We start from the raw sequence: 22351 nt of genomic DNA on the forward strand, positions 1-22351 counted from the left end.
CCGCTCTTGGACATCCCTGCGATGCAAACAGGAGTTGACCCGATGATCAGACTGGCCCCTTTCGCGGCGCTCAGCCTTCTCGCGGCCTCGGCCTCGGCTTTCGCCGCGCCGGCCCAGCCACTCGGCCAGTTCAAGCAGTGGAACGCGGCGACCTATGACAATGCAAATGGCAAGCGTTGCTATATCGTCTCCTCGCCGAGCGCCGAGACACCTGCGACCTTGCGTCATGGCGACGTGTTTTTCTTCGTGCAGACCGCGCCCAACGCGCAGGCCCGCACCGAGTCGAGCTTTCAGACCGGCTACGACTTCGCCAAGGATTCGACCGTCACCGTGACGATCGGCGACGAGACGTTCCGCATGCTGACCTCGGGCAACAATGCCTGGCTGCAGCGGCTGGAGCGCGAAAGCGAGCTGCTCGCGGCGATGAAGGCCGGCGACGAGATGGTGCTGGCGGCGCGCTCGGCCCGCGGCAACGAGACGAGCTACACCTTCTCGCTCGAAGGCGTGACCGCGGCGTCAAGGCTGCTGGAGCGCTGCAGCTGAGGCGTGGCTACAGGACGCCGTGGCGCTCGAAGACCGAGCGCAGGCTGTTCCCGGCTAGCAGCTCCTCGCGGGTCGAATCCTCGGCCTCGATCTTGGCCAGCGCCAGCCGGATCGCCTCTGGCGCGATCGCGCGCGGCACGATGACGACGCCATCGACGTCGCCGAAGACGAAATCGCCCGCCGCGACGCGGGCGCCGCCCACTTCGACCGGCTCGTCGGCGGCCATCATCTCGGCGCGGCCCTTGGTATCGAGCGGGCCGATGCCGCCATGGAAGACGGGGAAGCCGAGCTCGCGGATGCGGCGGACATCACGCACCAGCCCATCGGTGAGGCAGCCGGCGGCGCCTCTCACCTTCGAGGCGGTGGTCAGCAATTCGCCCCAGGGCGCGATCCGGTCGGTCGGCCCGTCGCAGGCGAGCACGGAAATCTCGCCGGGCCTGAGGCTATCGATCAGGTCCATCTCCAGCGCATAGGGGTTGTGACCCTCCGGGAGATGGTAGCGTTTCATGTAGAGCCCGGTACGGGCGAAGCCGCAGAGCACGCTGGCCTCGTCGAGCGGGCGCACGAAGGGCTTCACCGCCTGGTTCGGGAAGCCGAGTTCGTCGAGCACGTCGGAGAGCACCGCCGAATAGAGCCGGCCCTTGAGGTCGGCGAGATCGAGTTCCTGGGCCGGATCCGGCATGCGCTTCCCCTCTCCATATTATAGAGGGGAAGCTTCCGGGCGCGCCGGCGGCGGGTCAAGCCATCGCTGATGCGTGGGGTGGAACGACGCTCAGGCCGGCAGCTCGTCGAGACGGGCATAGCTTGCCTCCATGCCGTATTCCATGCCGGTGGCGAGCATCGCTTCGCGGGTGGCGGCGTCGGGCAGGGTCATGCGCATGGTCATCAGGGTGCCGGCGCCATCGGCCTCGAAGCGGGTATCGATATGGTTGTCGGGTGTCGGATTGGGCATGTTGTCCGGCGCCGGATCGGGCATATGGAAGCGCTCGACATGGATGATGCGGCCGAACGGCTCGAGCGCGACGTACTCACCGGTGAGCGTGAGGCTGCCGCCGCTGCCATCGCTCCATTCATAGCGGATCTTGCCGCCGGGCCGAGGATCGTTGATGCAGACCGGCATGGTCCAGCCATCGGGGCCGAGCAGCCACTTTTGGATCAGCGCCGGCTCGGTATGGGCGCGATAGACCGCCTGCGGCGAGGCCTTGAAGCGGCGGGTGACGACGACATGGGTGTCGCCCTCGGTCGTCAGGATCAGCTTGGTCATGTCTGGTCTTTCTCTTTGCCTGGTTCCATCTCGGCTAGAAGCTGGTCCAGCCGGTCGTAGTTCGCCTCTAAGGCCTGCCTCAGCATGGCGAGCCATTTGTCGATCTCCTCGAGCGCGCCGGGTGCCAGCCGGCAGGGTCGCCTGGTCCCCTCGATCCGCCTGATGATGAGCCCCGCCCCCTCCAGCACCTTCAGGTGCCGCGACACCGCCGGCTGCGACATCGCGAAGGGCTCGGCGAGTTCCATCACCGTGGTTTCGCCGAGGGCCAGCCGCGCCAGGATCGCCCGGCGCGTCGGATCGGCGAGAGCGGAAAAGGCTGCGTCCAACCTATTCATGTCGACCTCTCTATATAATGTATCAGTTATATAACTGATCATGCCTCGTCAAGCGCCTTCTTCGGCGCCATGGCGAAACGGCGATGCGGCTCAGGAGCGGGGCGCGAGGATGGCTGCCCGCAGCAGCAGATAGAGCAGCAAACCGTTGAGCAGGTGCCAGCCCCAGTGCAGGCCGAACGGAACCGCGCCGCACAGGACGGAATCGAGCGAGCGGAAGCTGAGCGACAGGGCGAAGACGAAGCCGGCAACGGCGATCCGCCCGCCCGTGACGGCATCGCCGCGCAGCCTTGCCGCAAGCGCGACGCCAAAAAGGCCGACCAGGAAGCCGGCATAGCCGGCCGAGCCGCGCATGCCGGCCGGCACCAGCGGCGCGACACCGGCGGCCAGGCCGAAGCAGGCGGCTAGGAAGAGCAGCGCCGCGATCGCCGCAATCAGCGGCGACAGGCCCAGGAACCGGTTGAGCGCCAGACCGAAATAGCAGAGCGCAAAGAGCTGGATCGGCACGACATCGGCGAGCAGCGTCCAGCGCTGCGGCATGGTGTGGAACAGGAACGAACCGACGCCGATGACCGCGACCAGCATCGTCAGCGATTCGGCAGGCCAGTCGCGGCGACCGGTTCGTCGCAACAGCAGGAAGGCCGCCAACGCCGCCAGCAGGAAGGCCGCATTGCTGACCGCATTGAGCGGCTCGGCCCAGAAGGCGCCGTCCAGCCGCTCGCAATAGCCCGCGCCCTGCATGCCCTGCTCCGCCTTCGCCTGGAATCAGCGAATCATGCCGCTTGCGGCACTGCAGCCGCGTGACAGGCTCATCGATGAAACCGGTCAATTGTCCGCGAATCCGTGCATGGTGAACAGCCCGTTACGGCCGCGTATGGCTCGGCAACCAATGTTGCAGTGCAAACCGCATGGCAAACGTATCGATTCTGCGCCAAATCGAGGCAATCCCAGAAACTCGTCGGAGCGAGATCGTAAATTGCCTAAAACTTAGGCCAAATTGTCACTGTTCTGACAAAATCGTTAAGCGCCCTGCGCGGGTCAGCGGGCCTTTCCAAACGATCTCTTAATTTGTCATGCAATGATTGCATAACAGAACTGACGCAACGCCCCTGTGAGAGGCACTGTGATCTCTCTATATGCAGTGCACAACGAATTCATCGCTGTCGGGGCAAACCCCGCAAAACCAAAAGGTTATCGCCATGTTCCTGTCCATGATCGCTTCCAAGATCCGCTCTTATCTTCGCTATCGCGAGACCGTCCGCGAGCTGTCCCGTCTCACCGACCGTGAGCTCGACGACCTCGGCCTGTCGCGCTCGGACATCCAGTACGTCGCCCGCACCCACGCGACGGCCTGATTTCCGACCGCCAGGTTGGACGAGTAGTTTCTCCTAGATCCTGCGTTCCTCCCCTCAGGATCTGGTCGAAGAGCGAATGCCCGCTTTCGAGCGGGCATTTTGCGTTTCTAGGCCTGATTCAAGCCCCACGCCCTTGACCTTGGGCGCCGCCGCGGACACATCGCGGCCATGACAATCGCACCCATCCACATCGTCGGCGGCGGCCTCGCCGGTTCGGAAGCCGCCTGGCAGATCGCCGAGGCCGGCGTTCCAGTCGTCCTGCACGAGATGCGCCCCGAGCGCGGCACCGACGCCCACAAGACCGAGAGCCTCGCCGAGCTGGTCTGTTCCAACTCCTTCCGCTCGGACGACTCGTCCTCCAACGCCGTCGGCCAACTGCATTGGGAGATGCGCCGGCTCGGCTCGCTGATCATGGCCAAGGGCGATGCGCACCAGGTGCCGGCGGGCGGGGCGCTCGCAGTCGACCGGGACGGCTTCTCCGCCGCCGTCACCGCGGCCCTCGAAGCCCATCCCAATGTCACGATCGAGCGCGGCGAGGTCGCCGGACTGCCGCCGGCCGATTGGGACAAGGTCATCGTCGCGACCGGCCCCCTCACCTCGCCGGCGCTGGCCGAAGGCATCCGTTCGCTGACCGGGGCGGGCGAGCTCGCCTTTTTCGATGCGATCGCGCCCATCGTCCATTTCGATTCGGTCGACATGGACGTGGCCTGGTTCCAGTCACGCTACGACAAGGCAGGGCCCGGCGGCACGGGCGCCGACTACATCAACTGCCCACTGGACCGCGACCAGTACGAGGCCTTCATCGACGCGCTCTTGGGCGCCGAGAAGACCGAGTTCAAGGAATGGGAAGGCACACCCTATTTCGACGGCTGCCTGCCGATCGAGGTGATGGCCGAGCGCGGCCGCGAGACGCTGCGCTGGGGGCCGATGAAGCCGGTCGGGCTGACCAACAAGCACAATCCGACGGTGAAGGCCTATGCCGTCGTCCAGCTCCGGCAGGACAATGCGCTGGGCACGCTGTTCAACATGACCGGCTTCCAGACCAAGCTGAAATATGGCGAGCAGGCCGCGATCTTCCGGACGATCCCGGGCCTGCAGAACGCGGAATTCGCCCGGCTCGGCGGCATCCACCGCAACACCTATCTCAACTCGCCGGAGCTGCTCGACCCGCAGCTACGGCTGAAGGCCGATCCGCGCCTGCGCTTCGCCGGGCAGATCACCGGCTGCGAGGGCTATGTCGAGAGCGCCGCCATCGGCCTGCTGACCGGCCGTCTCGCCGCAGCTGAGCGGCTTGGCCAGCCGCTTGAGCTGCCGCCCGCGACGACGGCACTGGGCGCGCTGGTCAACCACATCACCGGCGGCCACATCGTCACCATCGACGAGGGGCCGCGCTCCTTCCAGCCGATGAACATCAATTTCGGCCTGTTCCCGCCTATCGAGGGCGTCGCGACGCAGGGGCCGGACGGCAAGCGCCTGAAGGGCCCCGCGAAGAGCGTCGCCCGCAAGCAGGCGCTGACGGCGCGGGCGAAGGTCGAGCTCGATGGCTGGATTGGTGGGGCGAGCGCCCAGGCGGCGGAATAGAAGCCGTCATTCTCGGGCGGAGCGAAGCGCAGACCCGAGAATCGCTGACAAGGTAGAGCGCTCTTCCGTCATGGGATGCTCGGGTCAAGCCCGAGCATGACGGGCTTCTTTACCGCCCCGAAGTCCGCGCCGCGCGCCATAGCGTCCATTGCCGCCTAAGTGGCGAGAGGCAGATGATCGTGCGGTAGGGATCGTAGCCGCCGCGCTCCATCTGCCTGAGATAGGGCTCGACCAGCGCGACGGCTAAGAAAGCCGGCCTGATCGACGCTGGCACGGTGGCGCTGAGATCGTTGAGCTTGCGCAGATGGATGCGCGCCAGCGCCCGCATCTCCTTCAGCGAATAGATCAGACCGGGGCCGCCGCGCCCGCGCACAATGTCCTCGCGGGTGACGCCGTTGCGGGCGAGCAGATCGGCCGGCAGATAGACCTGCCCGCGGGCCGCATGCCAGGGGAAGGCGCGCATCAGCCCGGACAGCGCATAGGCGACGCCGGCATGACCGGCGGCGGTCGCGCCGCCCGGATCACGGCCCTGCGCCAGAACCAAGCAGGCGAGGCGGATCAGCGCGCTCGAGGTCTCGCCGACATAGCCTTCGAGATCGGACAGCGACGGCATCGGATCGTCATAGAGATCGAAGACGCGTGCCTCGATCAATCCCGAGAGCGGGGCGATCGGCAGGCGAAAGCGCCTGACGGTGTCGAGCAGCGCCTGTGCGACCGGATGGCCCGGTGCGGGCGCGTCCGGCCCAGCCTCGAGCACATCGCGCCACCATTGCAGGCGGACCTCGCCCGGCAGCGGCTCGCTGACCTGCTCGCGCACGCGCGCGACCTCGTGACTGAAGGCATAGAGCGCGAAAAGGCCAGGCCGCAGCGCCTCGGGCGCATAGAGCGAGGCGATGTAGCGGTCAGGATCATGCTCGCGCACCAGCGCCAGGCAATGGCCATAGGCCTGGGAGAGCGGGCCCGGCGCAGTGCCAGTGCGGTGCTCGGTTTTCGTGGTCATGCGCCCTCCCCGCTCCCGTCGTCACACGGGTCGAAGCGCCGGCAGTCTAGGCCGGGTCGGCAGTCTTGGCTACGCAGGAGCAGCATGGCCGGTGGGATTTGATCGAGGCTAGTCGACCGCGATCAGCGCCGCGGCGACCCGCCGCTCCTCGCCGACAAGGACGTTGAAGGTGCGCGCCGCCGCCGGCGTCGCCATCGCCTCGACGGTGATGCCGACCGCCTTGAACGGGTCACGCAAAGCTGCCGGCAGGAAGGCGATCTCGCGCCCGATGCCGAGAATGAGGAAGTCGATCGCCTCGGCTTCATCGAGAACCGGCTGCAGGCTCTCCAGAGTCACCTCGGCAAAGCTGGCAACCGGCCAGATCCGGACACCCGAGGGCGTCGCCAGGATCGAGCCGCGATGGCTCATATCGGCAAAGCGAAAACCGCCGGCACCAAAGGCATCGATCTGGTAACGACCGGGGATGAAGCCGTCGAAGCGACGCTCCACCAACCCCTCAGACCCGCGCCTTGGCCTCGGCCAGTTCCTCGCTCTGGTCGAGGCGGCCGGCGCGGACGTCGAGATAGAGCAGCACCGGCGTCGAGACGAACATCGCCGAATAGGTGCAGACCACGACGCCGAACAGCATAACGAGCGCGAAGCCCTCAATCGCCGTACCGCCGAAGAAGACCAGCGCGACCAGCGCCAGCACGGTGGTGGTCGAGGTGATCGCGGTGCGCGACAGGGTCGTGTTGACCGAGAGGTCGAGCAATTCCGGGATCGGCATGGTCTTGTAGCGGCGCAGCAATTCGCGCGTGCGGTCGAACACCACGACCGTCTCGTTCAGCGAATAGCCGACGATGGTCAGGATCGCCGCGATCGAGGTCAGGTTGAATTCGAGCTGCGTGATCAGGAAGAAGCCGAGCGTCAGCACGATGTCGTGCATGGTGCCGACGATCGCGCCGATGGCGAGCTGCATCTCGAAGCGGAACCAGAGATAGACCAGCACGCCGATGATCGCGAGCACGACGCCAAGCGTACCAGCCTGGACAAGCTCGCCCGAGACGCGCGGGCCGACCGTCTCGACCCGGCGGAACTCATAAGCCTCGGAGAAGGTCGCGCGCGCCTTGGTCACCACGCCCTGCTGGGCGATCTCGCCGCCCGGCTGCAGCGCAAAGCGCATGGAGAGCTCGCCGGCACTGCCGAACTCCTGCACCTCGACCTCACCGAAGCCGAAGCTGTTGGCGGTCTGGCGCACCTGAGCGATGTCAGGCTTGCCGCTCTTGGCCTGCATCTCCAGCAGCGTGCCGCCGCGGAAATCGATGCCGAAATTGAGGCCGACCGTGAGGAACAGCACCAGCACCAGCACCGAATAGGCAGCCGAGAACGGATAGGCGAGACGCCGCCAGTGAACGATGCGGAAGCGGGTGTTGTCGGGAACGATGCGAAGCAGGCGCATGGTCTGTTATCTCCTGGCCTGCGGCGTCAGAACGGAAGGGCCTTCGGCCGCGCCCAGCGATACCAGAGCGCGATCAGCATGCGCGTCAGCGTCACCGCGGTGATGACCGTGGTCAGGATGCCCAGGATGAAGACGACGGCGAAGCCGCGCACCGGGCCGGAGCCGAGCGTGAACAGCGCCACCGCCGCGATCAGCATGGTGACGTTCGAGTCGATGATCGTGGCGAAGGCGCGCTGGAAGCCCGCTTCCAGCGCCGAGACCAGCGACCGTCCCATCCGGGATTCCTCGCGCATGCGCTCATAGATCAGCACGTTCGAGTCGACTGCCGTACCGATGGTGAGCACGATGCCGGCAATGCCCGGCAGGGTCATGGTCGCGCCCAACAGCGACATCAGCCCGAGGATCAGGCAGACGTGCACGAGCAGCGCGATGCTGGCGATGATGCCGAACAGCCCGTAATTGCCGATCATGTAGAGGATGACCAGCACGGTCGCGATGATGGTCGCCATCTTACCGGCCTGGATCGAATCCTGGCCGAGGCCTGGGCCGACGGTGCGCTCCTCGACGATCGTCATCTTCGCCGGCAGCGCGCCGGCGCGCAGCAGGATGGCGAGATCGTTGACCGACTGGACGGTGAAGTTGCCGGAAATCTGGCCGGAGCCGCCGGTGATCGGCGACTGGATCACCGGGGCCGAGATCACCTTGTTGTCGAGCACGATGGCGAGCTGGCGGCCGAGATTCTCGGTCGTCGCCTGGCCGAAGCGCTGGGCGCCGCGGATGTTGAAGCGGAAATTGACGATCGGCTGGCTAGTGCGCTGGTCGAAAGCCGGCTGGGCGTCGATCAGATCCTCGCCCTCGACGATGACCTGACGGCTGATCGGGATCGGCTGGCCGCCCTGATCCTGCGAAGGCAGCATGTCGACATCGGTCGCGTTCTGGTCGGCAACCATGCGGAACTGGAGCTTGGCGGTTTCGCCAAGAATCCTCTTCAGTTGTTGCGGATCCTGCAGACCGGGCACCTGCACCAAGACACGATCGAGCCCCTGGCGCTGAATGTTCGGCTCGGTGGTACCGATCTGGTCGACGCGGCGACGGATGACTTCGATCGCCTGCTCGACCGCGCGGCGAATGCGCTCATTCACGCCGGCTTCAGTGACGTTGAGCTGAATCAGCCCGTCGGGATTCTCGTTGACCTCGATCGACTGGTTGCCCGAGGGCCCGAAGGCGCCGAAGGTGCCGATCGGCTGGGCAAGCTCGCGGAGCTTCGGCATCAGCTTGGCGCGGTCAGCCGCCTCAGGCACGCGCAACTGCACGCCGCGCGGAGTCATGCCGATGCCGCCCTGCAGGCCGACGCGCTCCTCGCGCAGGATGCGGCGAACGTCGTCGCGCAACTGCGTGACCTGGCTGCGGATCAGGTCGGCGCGGTCGATCTCGAGCAGGACGTGCGAGCCGCCCTGCAGATCGAGACCGAGTGTCATCGCATGGATCGGCAGCAGGAAGCGCGGAATCCAGGCCGGAGCGCCTTGCTCGATCGCCTTGCGGGTCTCGGGCGAGAACAGGTTCGGCACGGCGAGACCGCAGCCGAAGACCAGCACGAGCAGAACGAGAATGACCTTGCGGGCCTGGAGACGAAGCATCTTTATGGACAGCCTTGTTGGCGGGCGCGGGTGCTTTCAAGCCCCGCGCCTCACGGCCTTCAGCTCTTGACCGGCTCGCCCTTGGCGCGCACGTCCTGGACCATGCCCTTGACGATGCGCACGCGCACGCCGTCGGCGATCTCAGCCTCGATCTCGGCGTCGTCGATCACCTTGGAGACCTTGGCGATGAGGCCGCCCGAGGTGACGATCGTGTCGCCGCGGCGCACGTTCTTGATCAGCTCCTGATGCGCCTTCACCCGCTTCTGCTGCGGCCTGATGATCAGGAACCACATGATGATGAAGATCAGGACGAACGGTACCAGCGACATCAGCACGTCGTTGGTGCCGCCGCCTCCAAGGCCCTGGGCAAAAGCGGGGGTGATCACGAGAAGGCTCCTTCACGTCGCCGCCGATTGACGGCCGGCCGGCGCGGGGGTTGGTAAAATCGCGCGGACTATAGCCAGCGATGTCGTGAAATCAATCGAAAGCGGCCGGTTCCCCGAACGCATCCCCCAGCTAAGCTGTCCCCGCCCTGCGCGCAATGGTCTTGCCTTCGGATATGGAGCAGCGCTATGAGCGTACCGTACCGTTCGGTACACCACTATCATGCGGACATGCCTGCGATGACCGACACCGCCAACGATCCGACGCTCGCCACCCTGCTGCGCATCGCCGATGCGCTCGAGCGCCTTGCTCCGCCGGCCCGGCGTGCGGCCGATCTCACCGCCGCCGACGCCTTCGTCTGGCATGCCGCCGGCCACGAGCTCGCGCCAGTCGCCAAGGTGAACCGTGTCGCGCTCTCGCTGCTGCGCGGCGTCGACCGGGTGCGTGACACGCTGGCCGAGAACACCGAGCGCTTCGCCCGCGGCCTGCCGGCCAACAACGTCCTGCTCTGGGGCGCGCGCGGCATGGGCAAATCGTCGCTGGTCAAGGCGGTGCATGCCGATACCAACCAGCGCCTGCCTGCTGGCGCCCTGCCCCTGAAGCTGATTGAGATTCATCGCGAGGACATCGAGAGCCTGCCCGTGCTGATGGGACTGCTCAAGGCCGACCCGCACCCAGCCATCGTCTTCTGCGACGATCTGTCCTTCGACGGCCAGGACACCTCGTACAAGTCGTTGAAGGCGGCACTCGACGGCGGCGTCGAGGGCCGGCCGGACAATGTCGTCTTCTACGCGACCTCGAATCGCCGGCATCTGCTGCCGCGCGACATGATGGACAACGAGCGCTCGACGGCGATCAATCCGGGCGAGGCAATCGAGGAGAAGGTCTCGCTCTCGGACCGTTTCGGCCTCTGGCTCGGCTTCCACAAGTGCAGCCAGGACGAATACCTGTCGATGATCGACGGCTATGTCGGCCATTTCGGGCTCAAGATCGAGCCCGGACAGCTTCGCCACGAGGCGCTGGAATGGGCGACGACGCGCGGCTCGCGCTCCGGGCGCACGGCCTGGCAGTACATCCAGGACCTGGCTGGGCGGCTGGAGAAGCGGCTGGAGGGGTGAGCCCCTTCTCGCCGCAAAGAAAACGGGGCGGCCTTTCCTGGGACCGCCCCGCCTGGTTCGACCGGTGGGGTCTCGCGATTGCCGGCCGAAGTCTGACCGGGATCAGTTGCTGCTGAGATAGGGCATCGGGTCGACCGGGGTCGAACCCTTGCGCAATTCGAAGTGCAGCTGGGGTGAATTCACGTTACCGGACTGGCCGGACTTGGCTACGACCTGGCCACGCTTGACCTGCTCACCGCGCTTGACGCTGAGCTCGCCGTTATGGGCGTAGGCCGAGACGTAGCCGTTCGGGTGGCGGATCAGCACGAGGTTGCCGTAGCCCTTGAGCTCGCTGCCGGCATAGGCGACGACACCGCCCTCGGCCGCCTTGATCGGCGTGCCTTCCGGCACCGCGATGTTGATGCCCTCATTGCCGCCCTTGCCGGCATAGCCGGCGATGACGCGGCCACGGGCCGGCCAGCGGAACTCGGCGCCGGACGAAGCCGGCTCCTCGGCCTTGGGCAGGCTCGCCGTGGTCTGCGGCTCGGCCTTCGGCTCGGGAGCGGGTGCAACGGCCTTCGACTGGACCAGAACCTTCTCGGCCGGCGCATTGGCGACGACCGGCGCGGCAGCCTTCGGCTTGGCCGCGGCGGGGGCCGGAGCTGGCAGCGCCGCGGTCTTGGTGTCCGTGCCGGCCTTGGCGGCCGCCTTGGCCTTCGCCTCGGCGGCGAAGCGGGCCCGGGCCTCGCCCATGCGCTTTGCGTCGGCGGCGGCCTTCTCCTTAGCCTCGGCAGCCTGCGCCTTCGGATCGACGGCGGCGACCTTCGGAGCGGCGGTGGGCTTGGCCGGCACGGAAGCGACCGGACGCGAGACCGGCGGCGGCGCGAGGCGCGGCTGCTCGAAGCGGTTATCGGTCGGCGCCGGCTGGCGCGCGGCGGTCTGGGCGCCAGCGCCATTGTAGACGGGAACGACGATGCGGGAGCCCGGAGCGGCCTCGCCCGACAAACCATTGGCCTGCATCAGCGCTGCGCGCGGCACACCGTAGCGGCCGGAGATCACCTCGAGCGTCTCGCCCTGGGCCACCACGATCGGCGTGCCGCCCTGAGCGCTCCAGCCGGAAGCCGAACCTGCATTGGGGCTGGGGGCCGCGGCCTGCGGAGGCCGCATCGCGACCGAGGAGGTCGGCGGCGGCAGCGGCTGGCTGCGCACGCCCGGATTGCCGGTGGCGGAGGCCGTCTCGTAGGACTGGCTCGGACCGTTGCGGCCGATCGAGCCCGTCGTCGCCGGATCGCGCTGCGAAGCGGAAGCCTGAGCGGCCTTGAAGGGGCTGCTGAAGGGCGCCTCGGTGAAGCGCAGCGTGTCCGAGGAGCAGGCGCCCAGGCCGGCCGCAAGGGCGCAGACCGACACGACGCGAACCACGGACTTCGGCACGGCCAGTTCGACTTGCTTACGCATGGACTCTGTACTCGCGAACGACGCAACTCTACGGTCCGCATTAAAGAGCCGGTTAGGTTAAGAAGGCGTTGCGCTGCTGACAGGTCAGGTGAATTTTTGGAGGCGGCTGCAATCTTCCTGACCAGGCAGAGCTCCCCGTCATGGTCGGGCTTGTCCGACCATCCACGTCTTCCTTCACCAAGGACGGTATTCAAGACGTGGATGCTCGCCACAAGGGCGAGCATGACGGGCGGGATCAGCGTAGTAACCGCGAGGAACATCTAAAGCGCCTGTGACAATCCCGGCGCCAGCGGCGGGATGCGCATGATCGGGCCGAGCGCATGGTCGAAACCATCCTCGCTGCGCGTCACGACGACGAGCCGGCCCGCCCCCTCGACGCGTAGCGCGCCGACCAGCCGGCCGCCCGTCTCCAGCCGGGCGAGCAGTGCCTCCGGCACCGCCTGCATCACGCCATTGACCAGGATGCGCTCGAAGCGGCCGAGCGTGCGGTCGGGCTGGAGGCCGTCGGCATGGCGCAGCTCGACCAGATTGGCGAATCCGCCTCCGGTGAGCCGCTCATGCGCGGCGAGCGCAAGCGTGCGGTAGCGCTCCAACGAGACGACCTTGCCGCCCATCGCGGCGAGCAGAGCCGCGACATAGCCGGAGCCGGAGCCGACTTCGAGTACACGGCAATCCGGCTTCATCTCGAGCGCGCCGACAAGCGCCGCGACCGTATGCGGCGCCGTCATGGTCTGGCCGCAGGGAAGCGGCACCGAGACGTCCTGGCGGGCGAGATCGGCGAAGCGCGACGGCGCGAAATGCTCGCGGGGCACGCGCTCCATCGCCCTCAGCAGTGCAAGATCGCGGACGCCGCGCGCCCTGAGCGACAGCAGGAAGGCGACGGTGCGTTCGCTTTCGCTGCTAGCGCCCTCCTCGGTCATCCCTGCGGCTTTCAGGCGAAGAGCTGCGCGAAGCGCGTCATCGTTGGCTCATGCGTCAGGTCGAGTTCGAGCGGCGTCACCGAGATCTTCTTCTCGGCGAGTGCGCGCAGATCGGAGCCGTTGGCCGGCTCGTGCTTCCCACGCTGGAAGGCGATCCAGTAATAGGGATTGCCGCGCCCGTCGCGCCGCGGCTCCAGCCGCATCAGCTCCTGATCGCGCCGCCCCTGCGCCGTCACCGCGACGCCCGCGACTTCGGCAGGCGGAACGTTCGGGAAGTTGAGGTTGAACAGGATGCCGTCCGGAATCCCCTCTTCCAGCAGGCGGCGGATGATACCGGGCGCATGCTGCAGGGCGCAGTCCCAGATGATGCTGGTGCGGTCGCCCGCCATATAGGCCTGGCTCACCGCGATCGAGGGGATGCCGAGCAGCGTGCCTTCCATGGCGGCGGCGATGGTGCCGGAGTAGGTCACGTCCTCGGCGACGTTCTGGCCGCGATTGACGCCGGAGAGCACGAGATCGGGCTTCATCTCGGCCATCACCGAGCGCACCGCCATGATCACGCAATCGGTCGGCGTGCCCTGCACGGCAAAGCGCTTCTCCTCGATCTGGCGCAGGCGCAGCGGGTTCGAGAGCGACAACGAATGCGCCACGCCCGACTGGTCGGTCTCGGGCGCGACAACCCAGACATCGTCGGAGAGCTGGGCGGCAATCTGCTCGAGGATGGCGAGACCCTCGGCATGGATGCCGTCGTCATTGGTCACCAGGATGCGCATGGGCTCAGGCCGCCTTCTCGATGCGGGTGATCCCGCGCATATAGGGAACCAGCGCGTCGGGCACGGTGATCGAGCCGTCGGCGTTCTGGTAGTTCTCCATCACCGCGATCAGCGCGCGGCCAACCGCCGTGCCCGAGCCGTTGAGGGTGTGGACGAAGAACGGGCCCTTGCCATCCTTCGTCTTGTAGCGGGCGTTCATGCGCCGCGCCTGGAAATCGCCGCAGACCGAGCAGGACGAGATCTCGCGATAGGTCTTCTGGCCGGGCAGCCAGACCTCGATATCGTAGGTCTTCTGCGAGGCGAAGCCCATGTCGCCCGTGCAGAGCGTCATGACGCGATAGTGCAAATCGAGCTTCTTCAGCACGTTCTCGGCGCAGGCGAGCATGCGCTCATGCTCCTCGCGCGACTTCTCCGGCGCCGTGATCGAGACGAGCTCGACCTTCTCGAATTGGTGCTGGCGCAGCATGCCGCGCGTGTCTCTGCCTGCCGAGCCAGCCTCGGAGCGGAAACAGGGGGTGAGCGCGGTGTAGCGGCGCGGCAGCTCCTCCTCGGACACGATCATGTCCGCGACGAAATTCGTCAGCGTCACCTCGGACGTGGAGATCAGCCAATGCCCCGTGGTGGTTCGGAACAGGTCTTCCTCGAACTTCGGCAGCTGTCCAACCCCGTAGACCGCCGCGTCCCGCACCAGCAGAGGCGGATTGACCTCGGTGTAGCCGTGTTCCTCGGTGTGGGTGTCGAGCATGAACTGGCCAATGGCGCGCGAAAGCCTGGCGATCTGGCGCTCTAGCACGACGAAGCGCGAGCCGGAGAGTTTGGCGGCCTTCTCGAAATCCATCTGGCCGAGAGCCTCGCCCAGCTCGAAATGCTCCTTGGGATCGTTGATGCCGTTGAGCAGCCCACGCTCCTCCGGCTTCACGCCAAGGGCGTGCAGCAGCACGTTGCCATGCTCGTCGGCGCCGTCCGGCACCTCGTCGAGCGGCGTGTTCGGGATGGCGGCTAGCTGAGTGTTCAGCGCCTCGACCGCAGCCTTCTCCTCGGCCTCCAGCGCCGGCACCTGCTCCTTCAGCGCGGCGACCTCGGCCTTGAGCTGTTCGGCGAGCGCGAGGTCCTTCTGGCCCATCGCCTTGCCGATCTCCTTGGAGAGGGCGTTGCGGCGCTCCTGCGCGGCCTGCGACTTGCCGATCGCGGCCCGGCGCTGATCGTCGAGGACCAGCAGCGACGACGACAGTTTCTCAAGCCCGCGTCGTTGCAAGCCCCGATCGAACGCCTCAGCGTTCTCGCGAATCCATCTGATGTCGTACATCGCTCAAGCCGATCCGTTGTGGAATCGGCTGATCCTCTAGAGCATGCCGCGCCGGCACGGAAGCGCTGCATCTGCTTGACCAAGGTGCGAGCGAGGCAAGGCACCAACCGTCATGCTCGGCCTTGCGCCGAGCATCCACGTCTTGAACACCGCGTTCGACAGATGAAGGCGTGGATGGTCGGGACAAGCCCGACCATGACGGGAAAGAACCGCACTTCAGTAAGGCGGCTCCTGATGGACGAGCTTGCCGTCGATCAGCAGGCGCTTGATCGCCGCCTGCCCGGAGCTCGACACCGCCGCGACGATCTCCAGCCGCTTGCGCTCGGTGGTCTCGATGGCGCGGCCGGTGCCTTCAGGGACGAAATAGCTTTCGAGTCCATAGGTGACGCGGATAGCGCGGCGGCCGGCGTTGCAATCGGGATCGCCATCGGCATTGGCGACGCAGGCGCCGGCCGAGGCGACCTTGCCCTCGATCACGGTCTCGCCGGCGCCGGTGGCCGGACGAGCGAGATAGACGCCTTTCGCCTCGGCCAACCCGTCGAGGCCGGGCGCGACGCGGACAAACACCGGCTGGTTGCGCTCGAAAATCTTGTCGCCGTCGAGCCTGGAGAGATCGAGCGTGCTGATCTTGTAGCCGAGGATGACATAGTCGCCGCGGAAGAGATCTCGCGGATCGACCGGCGCGGTCGCCAGCCTGACCTCCGTGCCCGAGCGCAGGATGCGGGCACGCGACTCGACCAGAGCAAGGGTGAGCCCGCAGAGCAGCAGGATGGCGGCGAGACCGCGCCAGAGCGGCGAGACGCGGCCGAGAAGCGCGTCGGCGGACGGCAGGCGGATCATGGCGCGACCTCCGCCGGCTTGCTGAATTTGGCGAGGAGCCGGCGCATGCCACTGGCGAGGCCGATCAGCAGCGCCCCACCGACCAGGAAGAACAGCGACTGGTCGAGCAATGTACCGATCGTCTGCCAGAGCAGGATCACGATCGCGATCGCGAACAGGATCGAGCCGGCGATGCTGAGCCGGCGGACGCCGCCGCCCGCACCGGCGATGACGATGCCGATCGCGACCGCCAGGATCAGCGCCGCGACGACGATCTTGCCGGCCATGCTGACCGCGCCGCCGCTCCAGAACAGCACCGGCACCAACAGCGCCATGAAGAGCGCGAGCGCGAGCGGTAAGGCGAAGCGGCGCTCGCGCGCCAGCAGGCCGAGCCCGATAACCGCCGGCAGCGCCAGCGCATAGGCGAAATAGTTCAGCCACAGCGCCGTGCCCGCCTTCGCCTCATTAACATCGAGAATGCGGGCGAGCTCGACATTGAGCGACAGGATCAAGCCTATCAGCCCCCAGGGCAGGCAGGCGGTGAGCAGGCCCGGCCCGCCACGGTCGAGCGCCAGCGCACCGAGCGCGACGAACAGCACCGAGACCGCCAGCCAATAGGCGAGCAACCCATAATCGAAGCGGAAGAAGGCGTGCTGGCCAGGCAAGGTCGCGAACCAGCCGAGCAGCACCAGCACCGCAAGATGATGGACGAGGCGGTTGTGCCGGGTCGCGGCCAGCCAGAGCGCCGGCAGGAAGGGAATCCAGAACAGGAGATGGGCGTTCGCCTCGCGCTCGTCCCAGCGGCCACCGCTCCAGGCGGCGATCGCAACGAGCGCAATGACGAGCGCCCCGTTCGAGCGCAAGAGGAAGGCGACGATGAGCGCGCCGATGGCGATCAGCAGCGCACCGCCCGGCCAATCGGTCGGCAGATGGTACATCTGGCCGACGAGGGCTACGCCGGCAGCGAAGATCAGCGTGCCGCAGGTCGCAGCGGCATCGGCGCCGCCGGTCGAGCCGCGGCTTTCCAGCCGCACCGCGATGCCGAGCGCGCCGGCGACGCCGAGCAGCACCATGGCGAGCTTCACGAGACGCGGGATTTCCTCCCAGTTCGCCGCGACGAAGGCGGAGACGCTGGATGCGATCAGCAATCCGCCAAACAGGCCGAGCAGGGCCGGCAGCTTGAAGCCGCCGCCCTCCTGCGCCAGCGAGCGGCGGATGGTCGTAGCGCTCTCGGGGCTGACCAGCCCCTCCCCCACCCAGCGACCGAGATCGGCTTCAAGCCGTTTGCGATAGGAACCCGTCAGCATCGCGCCTATTTGGCACGGGCTGACGGGTTTTGGCGAGATGGCCGCTTCAGGCCGTCTTCAGCTTCTTCTTCCGGGCGAGATCGGGCGGTGTCGCCTCTTCGGTCAGGGCCGCGATCACGGCGTCGAGGCTCATCACCGTCTGGGCCTGGCTGCCGAGCCGGCGCACGGTCACCGTCTTCTCCTCAGCCTCGCGCTTGCCGACGGCGAGGATGACCGGGACCTTGGCCAGCGAGTGCTCGCGCACCTTGTAGCTGATCTTCTCGTTGCGCAGGTCGGCGCGAGCGCGCAGGCCGGCCGAGAGCAGCGCCATGGTGACCTCCTCGCCATAGCCGTCGGCCTCCGAGGTGATCGGGCAGACGACGATCTGCTCGGGCGCCAGCCAGAGCGGGAAATGCCCGGCATGGTGCTCGATCAGGATGCCGACGAAGCGCTCCAGCGAGCCGCAGATCGCCCGGTGGACCATGACCGGCTGCTTCTTCTCGCCGTCCGAGCCGATATAGAAGGCCCCGAAGCGCTCCGGCAGGTTGAAGTCGACCTGCGTCGTGCCGCACTGCCAGTCGCGGCCGATGGCGTCGCGCAGGACATATTCGAACTTCGGCCCGTAGAAGGCGCCCTCGCCCGGATTGATCTCGGTCCTGATCCGGTTGCCGGACTGCTTCGCGATCGTCTCCAGCACATTGGTCATGACGTCTTCGGCATGATCCCAGACCGCGTCGGAACCGACGCGCTTTTCCGGCCGCGTCGAGAGCTTGATCACGAGCTCCTCGGTGAAGCCGAAATCCTCATAGACCGAGAGGATCAGGTCGTTGATCGCCAGGCACTCGGCGGCAAGCTGCTCTTCCGTGCAGAAGACATGCGCGTCGTCCTGGGTGAAGCCGCGCACCCGCATCAGCCCGTGCAGCGCGCCCGACGGCTCGTAGCGGTGGACATTGCCGAACTCGGCCAGCCGGATCGGCAGATCGCGATAGCTCTTCAGCCCGTGCTTGAAGATCTGGACATGGCCCGGGCAGTTCATCGGCTTCAGCGCGAACACCTTCTGGTCGCGCGTCGGATCGTTCGGGTTCTCGAACGCCGAGGCCGATTTCACCGCGAACATGTTGTCCTGGTACCAGCCCCAGTGGCCCGAGGTCTCCCAGAGCGACTTGTCGAGCACCTGCGGGGCGTTGACCTCCTCATAGTCGGCGGCGAGGCGCCGGCGCATATAGGTCAGCACCTCCTGGAACAGCCGCCAGCCCTTGGAGTGCCAGAAGACGACGCCCGGCCCCTCCTCCTGGAAGTGGAACAGGTCCATCTCGCGGCCGATGCGGCGATGGTCGCGCTTCTCCGCTTCCTCGATCTGCTTGAGATGGGCGTCGAGTTCCTCCTGCCGGGCGAAGGCGGTGCCATAGATGCGCGTCAGCATCGGGTTCTTGCTGTCGCCGCGCCAATAGGCGCCGGCCACCTTCATCAGCTTGAAGGCGTTGCCGACCTTGCCGACCGAGGTCATGTGCGGGCCGCGGCAGAGGTCGATCCAGTCGCCCTGCGCATACATCTTCAGCGTCTGGTCTTCCGGGATCGCGTCGACCAGCTCGACCTTGAAGGCCTCGCCCTTGTCACGGAAGAAGGCCTTGGCCTTGTCGCGACTCCAGACCTCCTTGGTGAAGGGTTTGTCGCGCGCGACGATCTCCCGCATCTTCTTCTCGATCGGCGCAAAATCCTCCGGCGAGAATGGCTCGTTGCGGAAGAAATCGTAGAAGAAGCCGTTCTCGATGACCGGGCCGATCGTCACCTGCGTGCCGGGGTAGAGTTCCTGGACCGCTTCGGCGAGGACGTGGGCGCAGTCGTGCCGGATCAATTCCAGCGCGCGCGGATCCTCGCGATTGAGGAACTCGATTTTCGCGTCGGCGGTGATCGGATCGGCGAGATCGACGACCGCGCCGTCGAGCGCCATCGCGACCGTGCGCTTCAGCAGCGAGGGGGAAATGCCGCCGGCGAGCTCCTTGCCGGTGATACCGGAAGGGAATTCGCGCTTCGCGCCATCGGGAAATGTCAGGGAGATCGTCATCGATCGGCTCCTGCTCACTCGGGGATACAAGCCCCGTAAGCCAAGGCCGGCTGCATGGATGAGCGGGGCGGCGTGGCCTGCAGCCGGTTCGGCACGCGCGCCGGCCCCGCCTATACGAGCCAGGCGATGCAGGCAATCGCAGGATTGCAAATCGCAGCATGGCCGCTTGCAACCGCGGCGAGACTGACGATAGGTTATGCAATCGACCTCCGATCCCGGCAATCGGTTCGACAGCCATGCAGCCAGCGATGTCACCGGACGCCGCGGCGCCCGTCCTGCGAGACGTGGATTCGTGGCCATTCAACTGGATCGGCGACCTGCTGCGGGTGATCTATGCCTGCCGTGTCGCCGCGATTTCAGTCCTGCTCGGCTATCTCCTGCTGACGCAGGTTCCGCAGGCGCGCGACCTCTTTCTGGTCTTCCAGGGACCGGCTTTCGGGCCGGGAACGGACTATCCCCGCTTCTGGGAGATGCTCTTCCGCTGGCTGGTCTATTTCGTCATCCACATCATCGCCTGGAGCAGTGCCGTTCAGGCTTCTGCCGAACATCTGCTCGGCGAAAGCGCCTGGCTGATCGGCCCGTCCCGCGAGCTGACGCCGCGCGACATGGCGATCTATGATCGCCGCTTCCGCGCCTTCGTCGTCGTCGTGCCTTATGCGCTCGCGCTCCTGACCTTCTTCGCGGTCTGGTGCGGCTATGAGGCGGCGCTGGCCGATCTGCCACGCGACGGTATCGGCTCCCTGGCGTTGTCCGCAGGCATTCTCCGCAACGGATCGGCGGGCTTCTATGTCGCCCTCGCCTGCGGCATCGCGGCCCATCTCTTCCTGTGGGGTCGCAATATCCGGGAGATCGTCAGAACCGAGGCGCATTTCCGGGAGAAGAAGACGACGGAAGGAAAAGGCGGAAGCGGCTGGCGAGAGGCGGTGAGCCTGCATGCGGCGGTCTGGCTCGCGCTCGGCCTGGTCATGCTCGGCGCAGTCGCGGCCTTCGGCGATCGCCTGCTTGCGGTGGCCTCGGGCATCTATCTCGTGCCTATACTGTTCGGCGCCTGGATTCCGGTTTTCACGCAAATCGGGGTGGCGAGCCAGAGGACTCGCTTCCCCTTCACCGTGCTTCTCCTGGTCGCCTGGCTCCTTGCCGCCAATTCCTGCGGCCATTCGAATCTCGTCTCGCGCGCCAAGCAGGAACCGCAGCCGGCCATGGAATTCGGCGAGGCTGTCGCAGCCTGGAAACAGGCGAATTGCGTGGGCAGCGGCACCTGTCCGCGCCCGATCCTGGTGACGATTGCGGGTGGCGCCTCGCGCGCCGCCTTCTTCGCCGCGACGATCCTCGGCGAGCTGCTCGACAATCCCTGCCGGCAGCCCGGCCGCGCCTGCGAAGGGCCCGATGCCACCGTGCCTTTGCTGGGAAAGCGGGTCTTCGCGATCTCAGGCGTCTCGGGCGGCTCGCTCGGGGCGGTCCAGGCCGTCGCCGCCATGAGCGATGCACGCCGGGATCCGAAGGACCCCACGCTGCTGCCGCCCTGCATCGACAAGAGCCCGGCGCATTTCTACAAGACGCCGAACGACAGCAAATGGCGCGACTGTCTGCAGGTGCTGTCCGGCGAGGACTTCCTCTCGCCGACCGTGCTCGCCTTGGTGACGAGCGAACCGTTCCTCTTTCTTGAGCCTATGCTCGGCCGGTTCTGGCCAAACGGCCATTTCCTCGATCGCGCCGCCATCCTCGAGAACAGCTGGATCAACCACTATCAGGACAATGTCGTCGCGCCGGCACAGGGCACGCAGACGATGCCCGCACGGGGCGACCTCGCCCAGTCGTTCAGCCGGTTCGGCCAAAGCGCGCGCAAGGACGGCAACTGGCTCCCACTCCTCGTGCTCAATGCGACCTCGGAGGAAACCGGCAAGCGCGTTCTCGCCAGCCAGCTCGCCAATCAACTCGAACCCGCCACACAGATCAAGCTCGACAGGCCGACGCTGTTCGTCGACGCCTTCGAAGCGTCGCGCTTCCTCGGCGAACTGACCTCGCCGAGGCCGAATTGTGCCATCGCCCGCGGAAACGGCCTCGACCTCACCCTCGCCAGCGCAGCGCTGAACAGTGCGCGCTTCCCGATCGTCTCGCCAGCCGGCCGCTTCGCCGATGGCTGCGACGTCACGCTCCGGGCCGTCGACGGCGGCTATTTCGAGAATGACGGGGCAACGACGACGGCAGAGATCGCCGATGCGCTGAAGCGCTTCGGCCTTGCGCCGGTCGTGCTCCACATCGCCAACGACCCGGTCGACCTCATCGCCGATCCGGAGCGCGACCAGCGCCCGCCTCCGCGCGAAGACTCACTGGCACCACTACTGATGGCGCCGGTGAACACGGTGCTGTCGACCCGCGGCGCGCGTGGATCCTATGCCCTCGCCACGCTGGCAGGCGTGGTCGGTAAGGACAACGTCGCCGACTTCCTCGTCTTCGGCGAACCCTCGGCCCCGACTCAGGACAAGTTCGCCATCGTCGACAGGCTGACGGGCTTCGAGTACGTGCCGGCCGAGATCGAACGACCGAAATGCTTCGAGCGGACCAGCCCATCGACGGAACTCGCCACCGGCGCGAAAGCCCCGGCTGAGGGGGCGCCTCCTCCCGCCGTGCCAAACCGGGCGACGGTGTTGAGGGAGGTGTCAATGAGCTGGTGGCTGTCAAAGCCGGTTCAGGAATATCTCGACCGGCAGACCTATCACCGGCGCAATTGCCAATCGTTGCTCAAGGCCCGGATGTGGCTCAACGAGCCCCTCTCCGCGCCCGAGCAGAGGACCATCGCCGAGCAGCCCGCGAGCGCGCCGGTCAAGATGCCGGACCGTTGACGCCGCGCCAGCGCCCATAGGCCCACGGCTTGTACCAAGTACCTTCGGGCGGCAGCTCCTCGCAGACCAGGTCGATGCCGGAGGTGCCGAGCGGGGTGCAGCGGCAGATGCGGGAAAAGCCAACCCAGCCCCCGGCCCAGAGGCCGTGACGCTGGATGGCCTCGTCGGTGTATTCCGAGCAGGACGGCCAGTGTCGGCACTGCCGGCCGATCAGCATGGAGAAGCTGAGCTGATAGCCGCGGATCAGGAGGTG

The 22351-nt window shown here is 66.6% G+C and carries 22 protein-coding genes; 5 read left to right on the plus strand and 17 right to left on the minus strand.

Annotated features, from left to right (window positions below):
- The first annotated feature begins 42 nt into the window (after positions 1-42).
- Positions 43-543: an invasion associated locus B family protein gene (locus BLM15_RS09750; protein WP_126112562.1), complete on the plus strand. Its 501-nt coding sequence runs from the start codon at positions 43-45 to the stop codon at positions 541-543.
- Positions 544-550: 7 nt separating this feature from the next.
- On the opposite strand, the gene BLM15_RS09755 is transcribed toward BLM15_RS09750, so the two are convergent.
- The 4 genes from BLM15_RS09755 to BLM15_RS09770 form a co-directional block, all read right to left on the minus strand.
- Positions 551-1225, minus strand: a complete 675-nt coding sequence (locus BLM15_RS09755) for an RraA family protein (protein ID WP_126112563.1) — start codon at positions 1223-1225, stop codon at positions 551-553.
- 90 nt (positions 1226-1315) lie between these two features.
- Positions 1316-1807 (minus strand): SRPBCC domain-containing protein, encoded by a 492-nt coding sequence (locus tag BLM15_RS09760; RefSeq protein WP_126112564.1) that lies wholly within the window; start codon positions 1805-1807, stop codon positions 1316-1318.
- Complete coding sequence (locus tag BLM15_RS09765) at positions 1804-2142, minus strand: ArsR/SmtB family transcription factor (RefSeq protein WP_126112565.1); 339 nt, start codon at positions 2140-2142, stop codon at positions 1804-1806. Before BLM15_RS09765 ends, BLM15_RS09760 begins: the two co-directional genes overlap by 4 nt.
- Before the next feature lie 90 nt (positions 2143-2232).
- Positions 2233-2880 carry a ceramidase domain-containing protein gene (locus tag BLM15_RS09770; protein WP_126112566.1) on the minus strand — a complete coding sequence of 216 codons (648 nt, stop codon included), beginning with the start codon at positions 2878-2880 and terminating at the stop codon, positions 2233-2235.
- A 458-nt stretch (positions 2881-3338) separates the two neighbouring features.
- Between BLM15_RS09770 and BLM15_RS09775 the strand changes: the two genes are divergently transcribed.
- Positions 3339-3494 (plus strand): DUF1127 domain-containing protein, encoded by a 156-nt coding sequence (locus BLM15_RS09775; RefSeq protein WP_110492672.1) that lies wholly within the window; start codon positions 3339-3341, stop codon positions 3492-3494.
- A gap of 168 nt (positions 3495-3662) precedes the next feature.
- Positions 3663-5075, plus strand: coding sequence for a methylenetetrahydrofolate--tRNA-(uracil(54)-C(5))-methyltransferase (FADH(2)-oxidizing) TrmFO (gene trmFO, locus BLM15_RS09780; protein ID WP_126112567.1), 1413 nt, complete (start codon positions 3663-3665; stop codon positions 5073-5075).
- A gap of 109 nt (positions 5076-5184) precedes the next feature.
- Here the strand turns inward: trmFO and BLM15_RS09785 are convergent, their stop codons facing one another.
- The 5 genes from BLM15_RS09785 to yajC all read right to left on the minus strand — a co-directional run bounded on the left by BLM15_RS09785 (position 5185) and on the right by yajC (position 9479).
- A complete protein-coding gene (locus BLM15_RS09785) occupies positions 5185-6075 on the minus strand; it encodes a phytoene/squalene synthase family protein (protein ID WP_126112568.1) in 891 nt (296 codons plus the stop codon).
- A gap of 108 nt (positions 6076-6183) precedes the next feature.
- Positions 6184-6567, minus strand: a complete 384-nt coding sequence (locus tag BLM15_RS09790) for an Mth938-like domain-containing protein (protein ID WP_126112569.1) — start codon at positions 6565-6567, stop codon at positions 6184-6186.
- Between the two features lie 4 nt (positions 6568-6571).
- A complete protein-coding gene (gene secF / locus BLM15_RS09795) occupies positions 6572-7513 on the minus strand; it encodes a protein translocase subunit SecF (protein ID WP_126112570.1) in 942 nt (313 codons plus the stop codon).
- 26 nt (positions 7514-7539) lie between these two features.
- The gene (gene secD / locus BLM15_RS09800) at positions 7540-9150 is read right to left on the minus strand and encodes a protein translocase subunit SecD (RefSeq protein ID WP_126112571.1); all 1611 of its coding nucleotides are present in this window, start codon (positions 9148-9150) and stop codon (positions 7540-7542) included.
- A gap of 59 nt (positions 9151-9209) precedes the next feature.
- On the minus strand, positions 9210-9479 hold the full coding sequence (gene yajC, locus BLM15_RS09805) for a preprotein translocase subunit YajC (protein ID WP_126116126.1): 270 nt from the start codon (positions 9477-9479) through the stop codon (positions 9210-9212).
- Positions 9480-9773: 294 nt separating this feature from the next.
- Here yajC and BLM15_RS09810 point away from each other — a divergent pair, with 294 nt between their 5' ends.
- Complete coding sequence (locus tag BLM15_RS09810; RefSeq protein ID WP_126112572.1) at positions 9774-10652, plus strand: ATP-binding protein; 879 nt, start codon at positions 9774-9776, stop codon at positions 10650-10652.
- A 102-nt stretch (positions 10653-10754) separates the two neighbouring features.
- Here the strand turns inward: BLM15_RS09810 and BLM15_RS09815 are convergent, their stop codons facing one another.
- The 7 genes from BLM15_RS09815 to thrS form a co-directional block, all read right to left on the minus strand.
- Positions 10755-12086 carry a LysM peptidoglycan-binding domain-containing M23 family metallopeptidase gene (locus tag BLM15_RS09815; protein ID WP_126112573.1) on the minus strand — a complete coding sequence of 444 codons (1332 nt, stop codon included), beginning with the start codon at positions 12084-12086 and terminating at the stop codon, positions 10755-10757.
- A 260-nt stretch (positions 12087-12346) separates the two neighbouring features.
- On the minus strand, positions 12347-13006 hold the full coding sequence (locus BLM15_RS09820; RefSeq protein WP_126112574.1) for a protein-L-isoaspartate O-methyltransferase family protein: 660 nt from the start codon (positions 13004-13006) through the stop codon (positions 12347-12349).
- Between the two features lie 11 nt (positions 13007-13017).
- Positions 13018-13779: a 5'/3'-nucleotidase SurE gene (gene surE, locus BLM15_RS09825; RefSeq protein ID WP_126112575.1), complete on the minus strand. Its 762-nt coding sequence runs from the start codon at positions 13777-13779 to the stop codon at positions 13018-13020.
- A gap of 4 nt (positions 13780-13783) precedes the next feature.
- On the minus strand, positions 13784-15085 hold the full coding sequence (gene serS, locus BLM15_RS09830) for a serine--tRNA ligase (RefSeq protein WP_126112576.1): 1302 nt from the start codon (positions 15083-15085) through the stop codon (positions 13784-13786).
- A 216-nt stretch (positions 15086-15301) separates the two neighbouring features.
- Positions 15302-15925, minus strand: coding sequence for a GDYXXLXY domain-containing protein (locus BLM15_RS09835; protein WP_126112577.1), 624 nt, complete (start codon positions 15923-15925; stop codon positions 15302-15304).
- On the minus strand, positions 15922-17211 hold the full coding sequence (locus BLM15_RS09840) for a DUF2157 domain-containing protein (protein WP_126112578.1): 1290 nt from the start codon (positions 17209-17211) through the stop codon (positions 15922-15924). The genes BLM15_RS09835 and BLM15_RS09840 overlap by 4 nt, the downstream gene beginning before the upstream one ends.
- A gap of 46 nt (positions 17212-17257) precedes the next feature.
- Positions 17258-19255: a threonine--tRNA ligase gene (thrS, locus tag BLM15_RS09845; RefSeq protein WP_126112579.1), complete on the minus strand. Its 1998-nt coding sequence runs from the start codon at positions 19253-19255 to the stop codon at positions 17258-17260.
- 284 nt (positions 19256-19539) lie between these two features.
- On the opposite strand from thrS, the gene BLM15_RS09850 reads away from it, so the two are divergent.
- Positions 19540-22098, plus strand: coding sequence for a hypothetical protein (locus tag BLM15_RS09850; protein ID WP_126112580.1), 2559 nt, complete (start codon positions 19540-19542; stop codon positions 22096-22098).
- Here BLM15_RS09850 and yidD read toward each other — a convergent pair.
- Positions 22079-22315, minus strand: coding sequence for a membrane protein insertion efficiency factor YidD (gene yidD / locus BLM15_RS09855; protein ID WP_206438657.1), 237 nt, complete (start codon positions 22313-22315; stop codon positions 22079-22081). The genes BLM15_RS09850 and yidD overlap by 20 nt on opposite strands.
- Positions 22316-22351: the final 36 nt, after the last annotated feature.

Source organism: Bosea sp. Tri-49 (assembly GCF_003952665.1).
Lineage (GTDB): Bacteria > Pseudomonadota > Alphaproteobacteria > Rhizobiales > Beijerinckiaceae > Allobosea.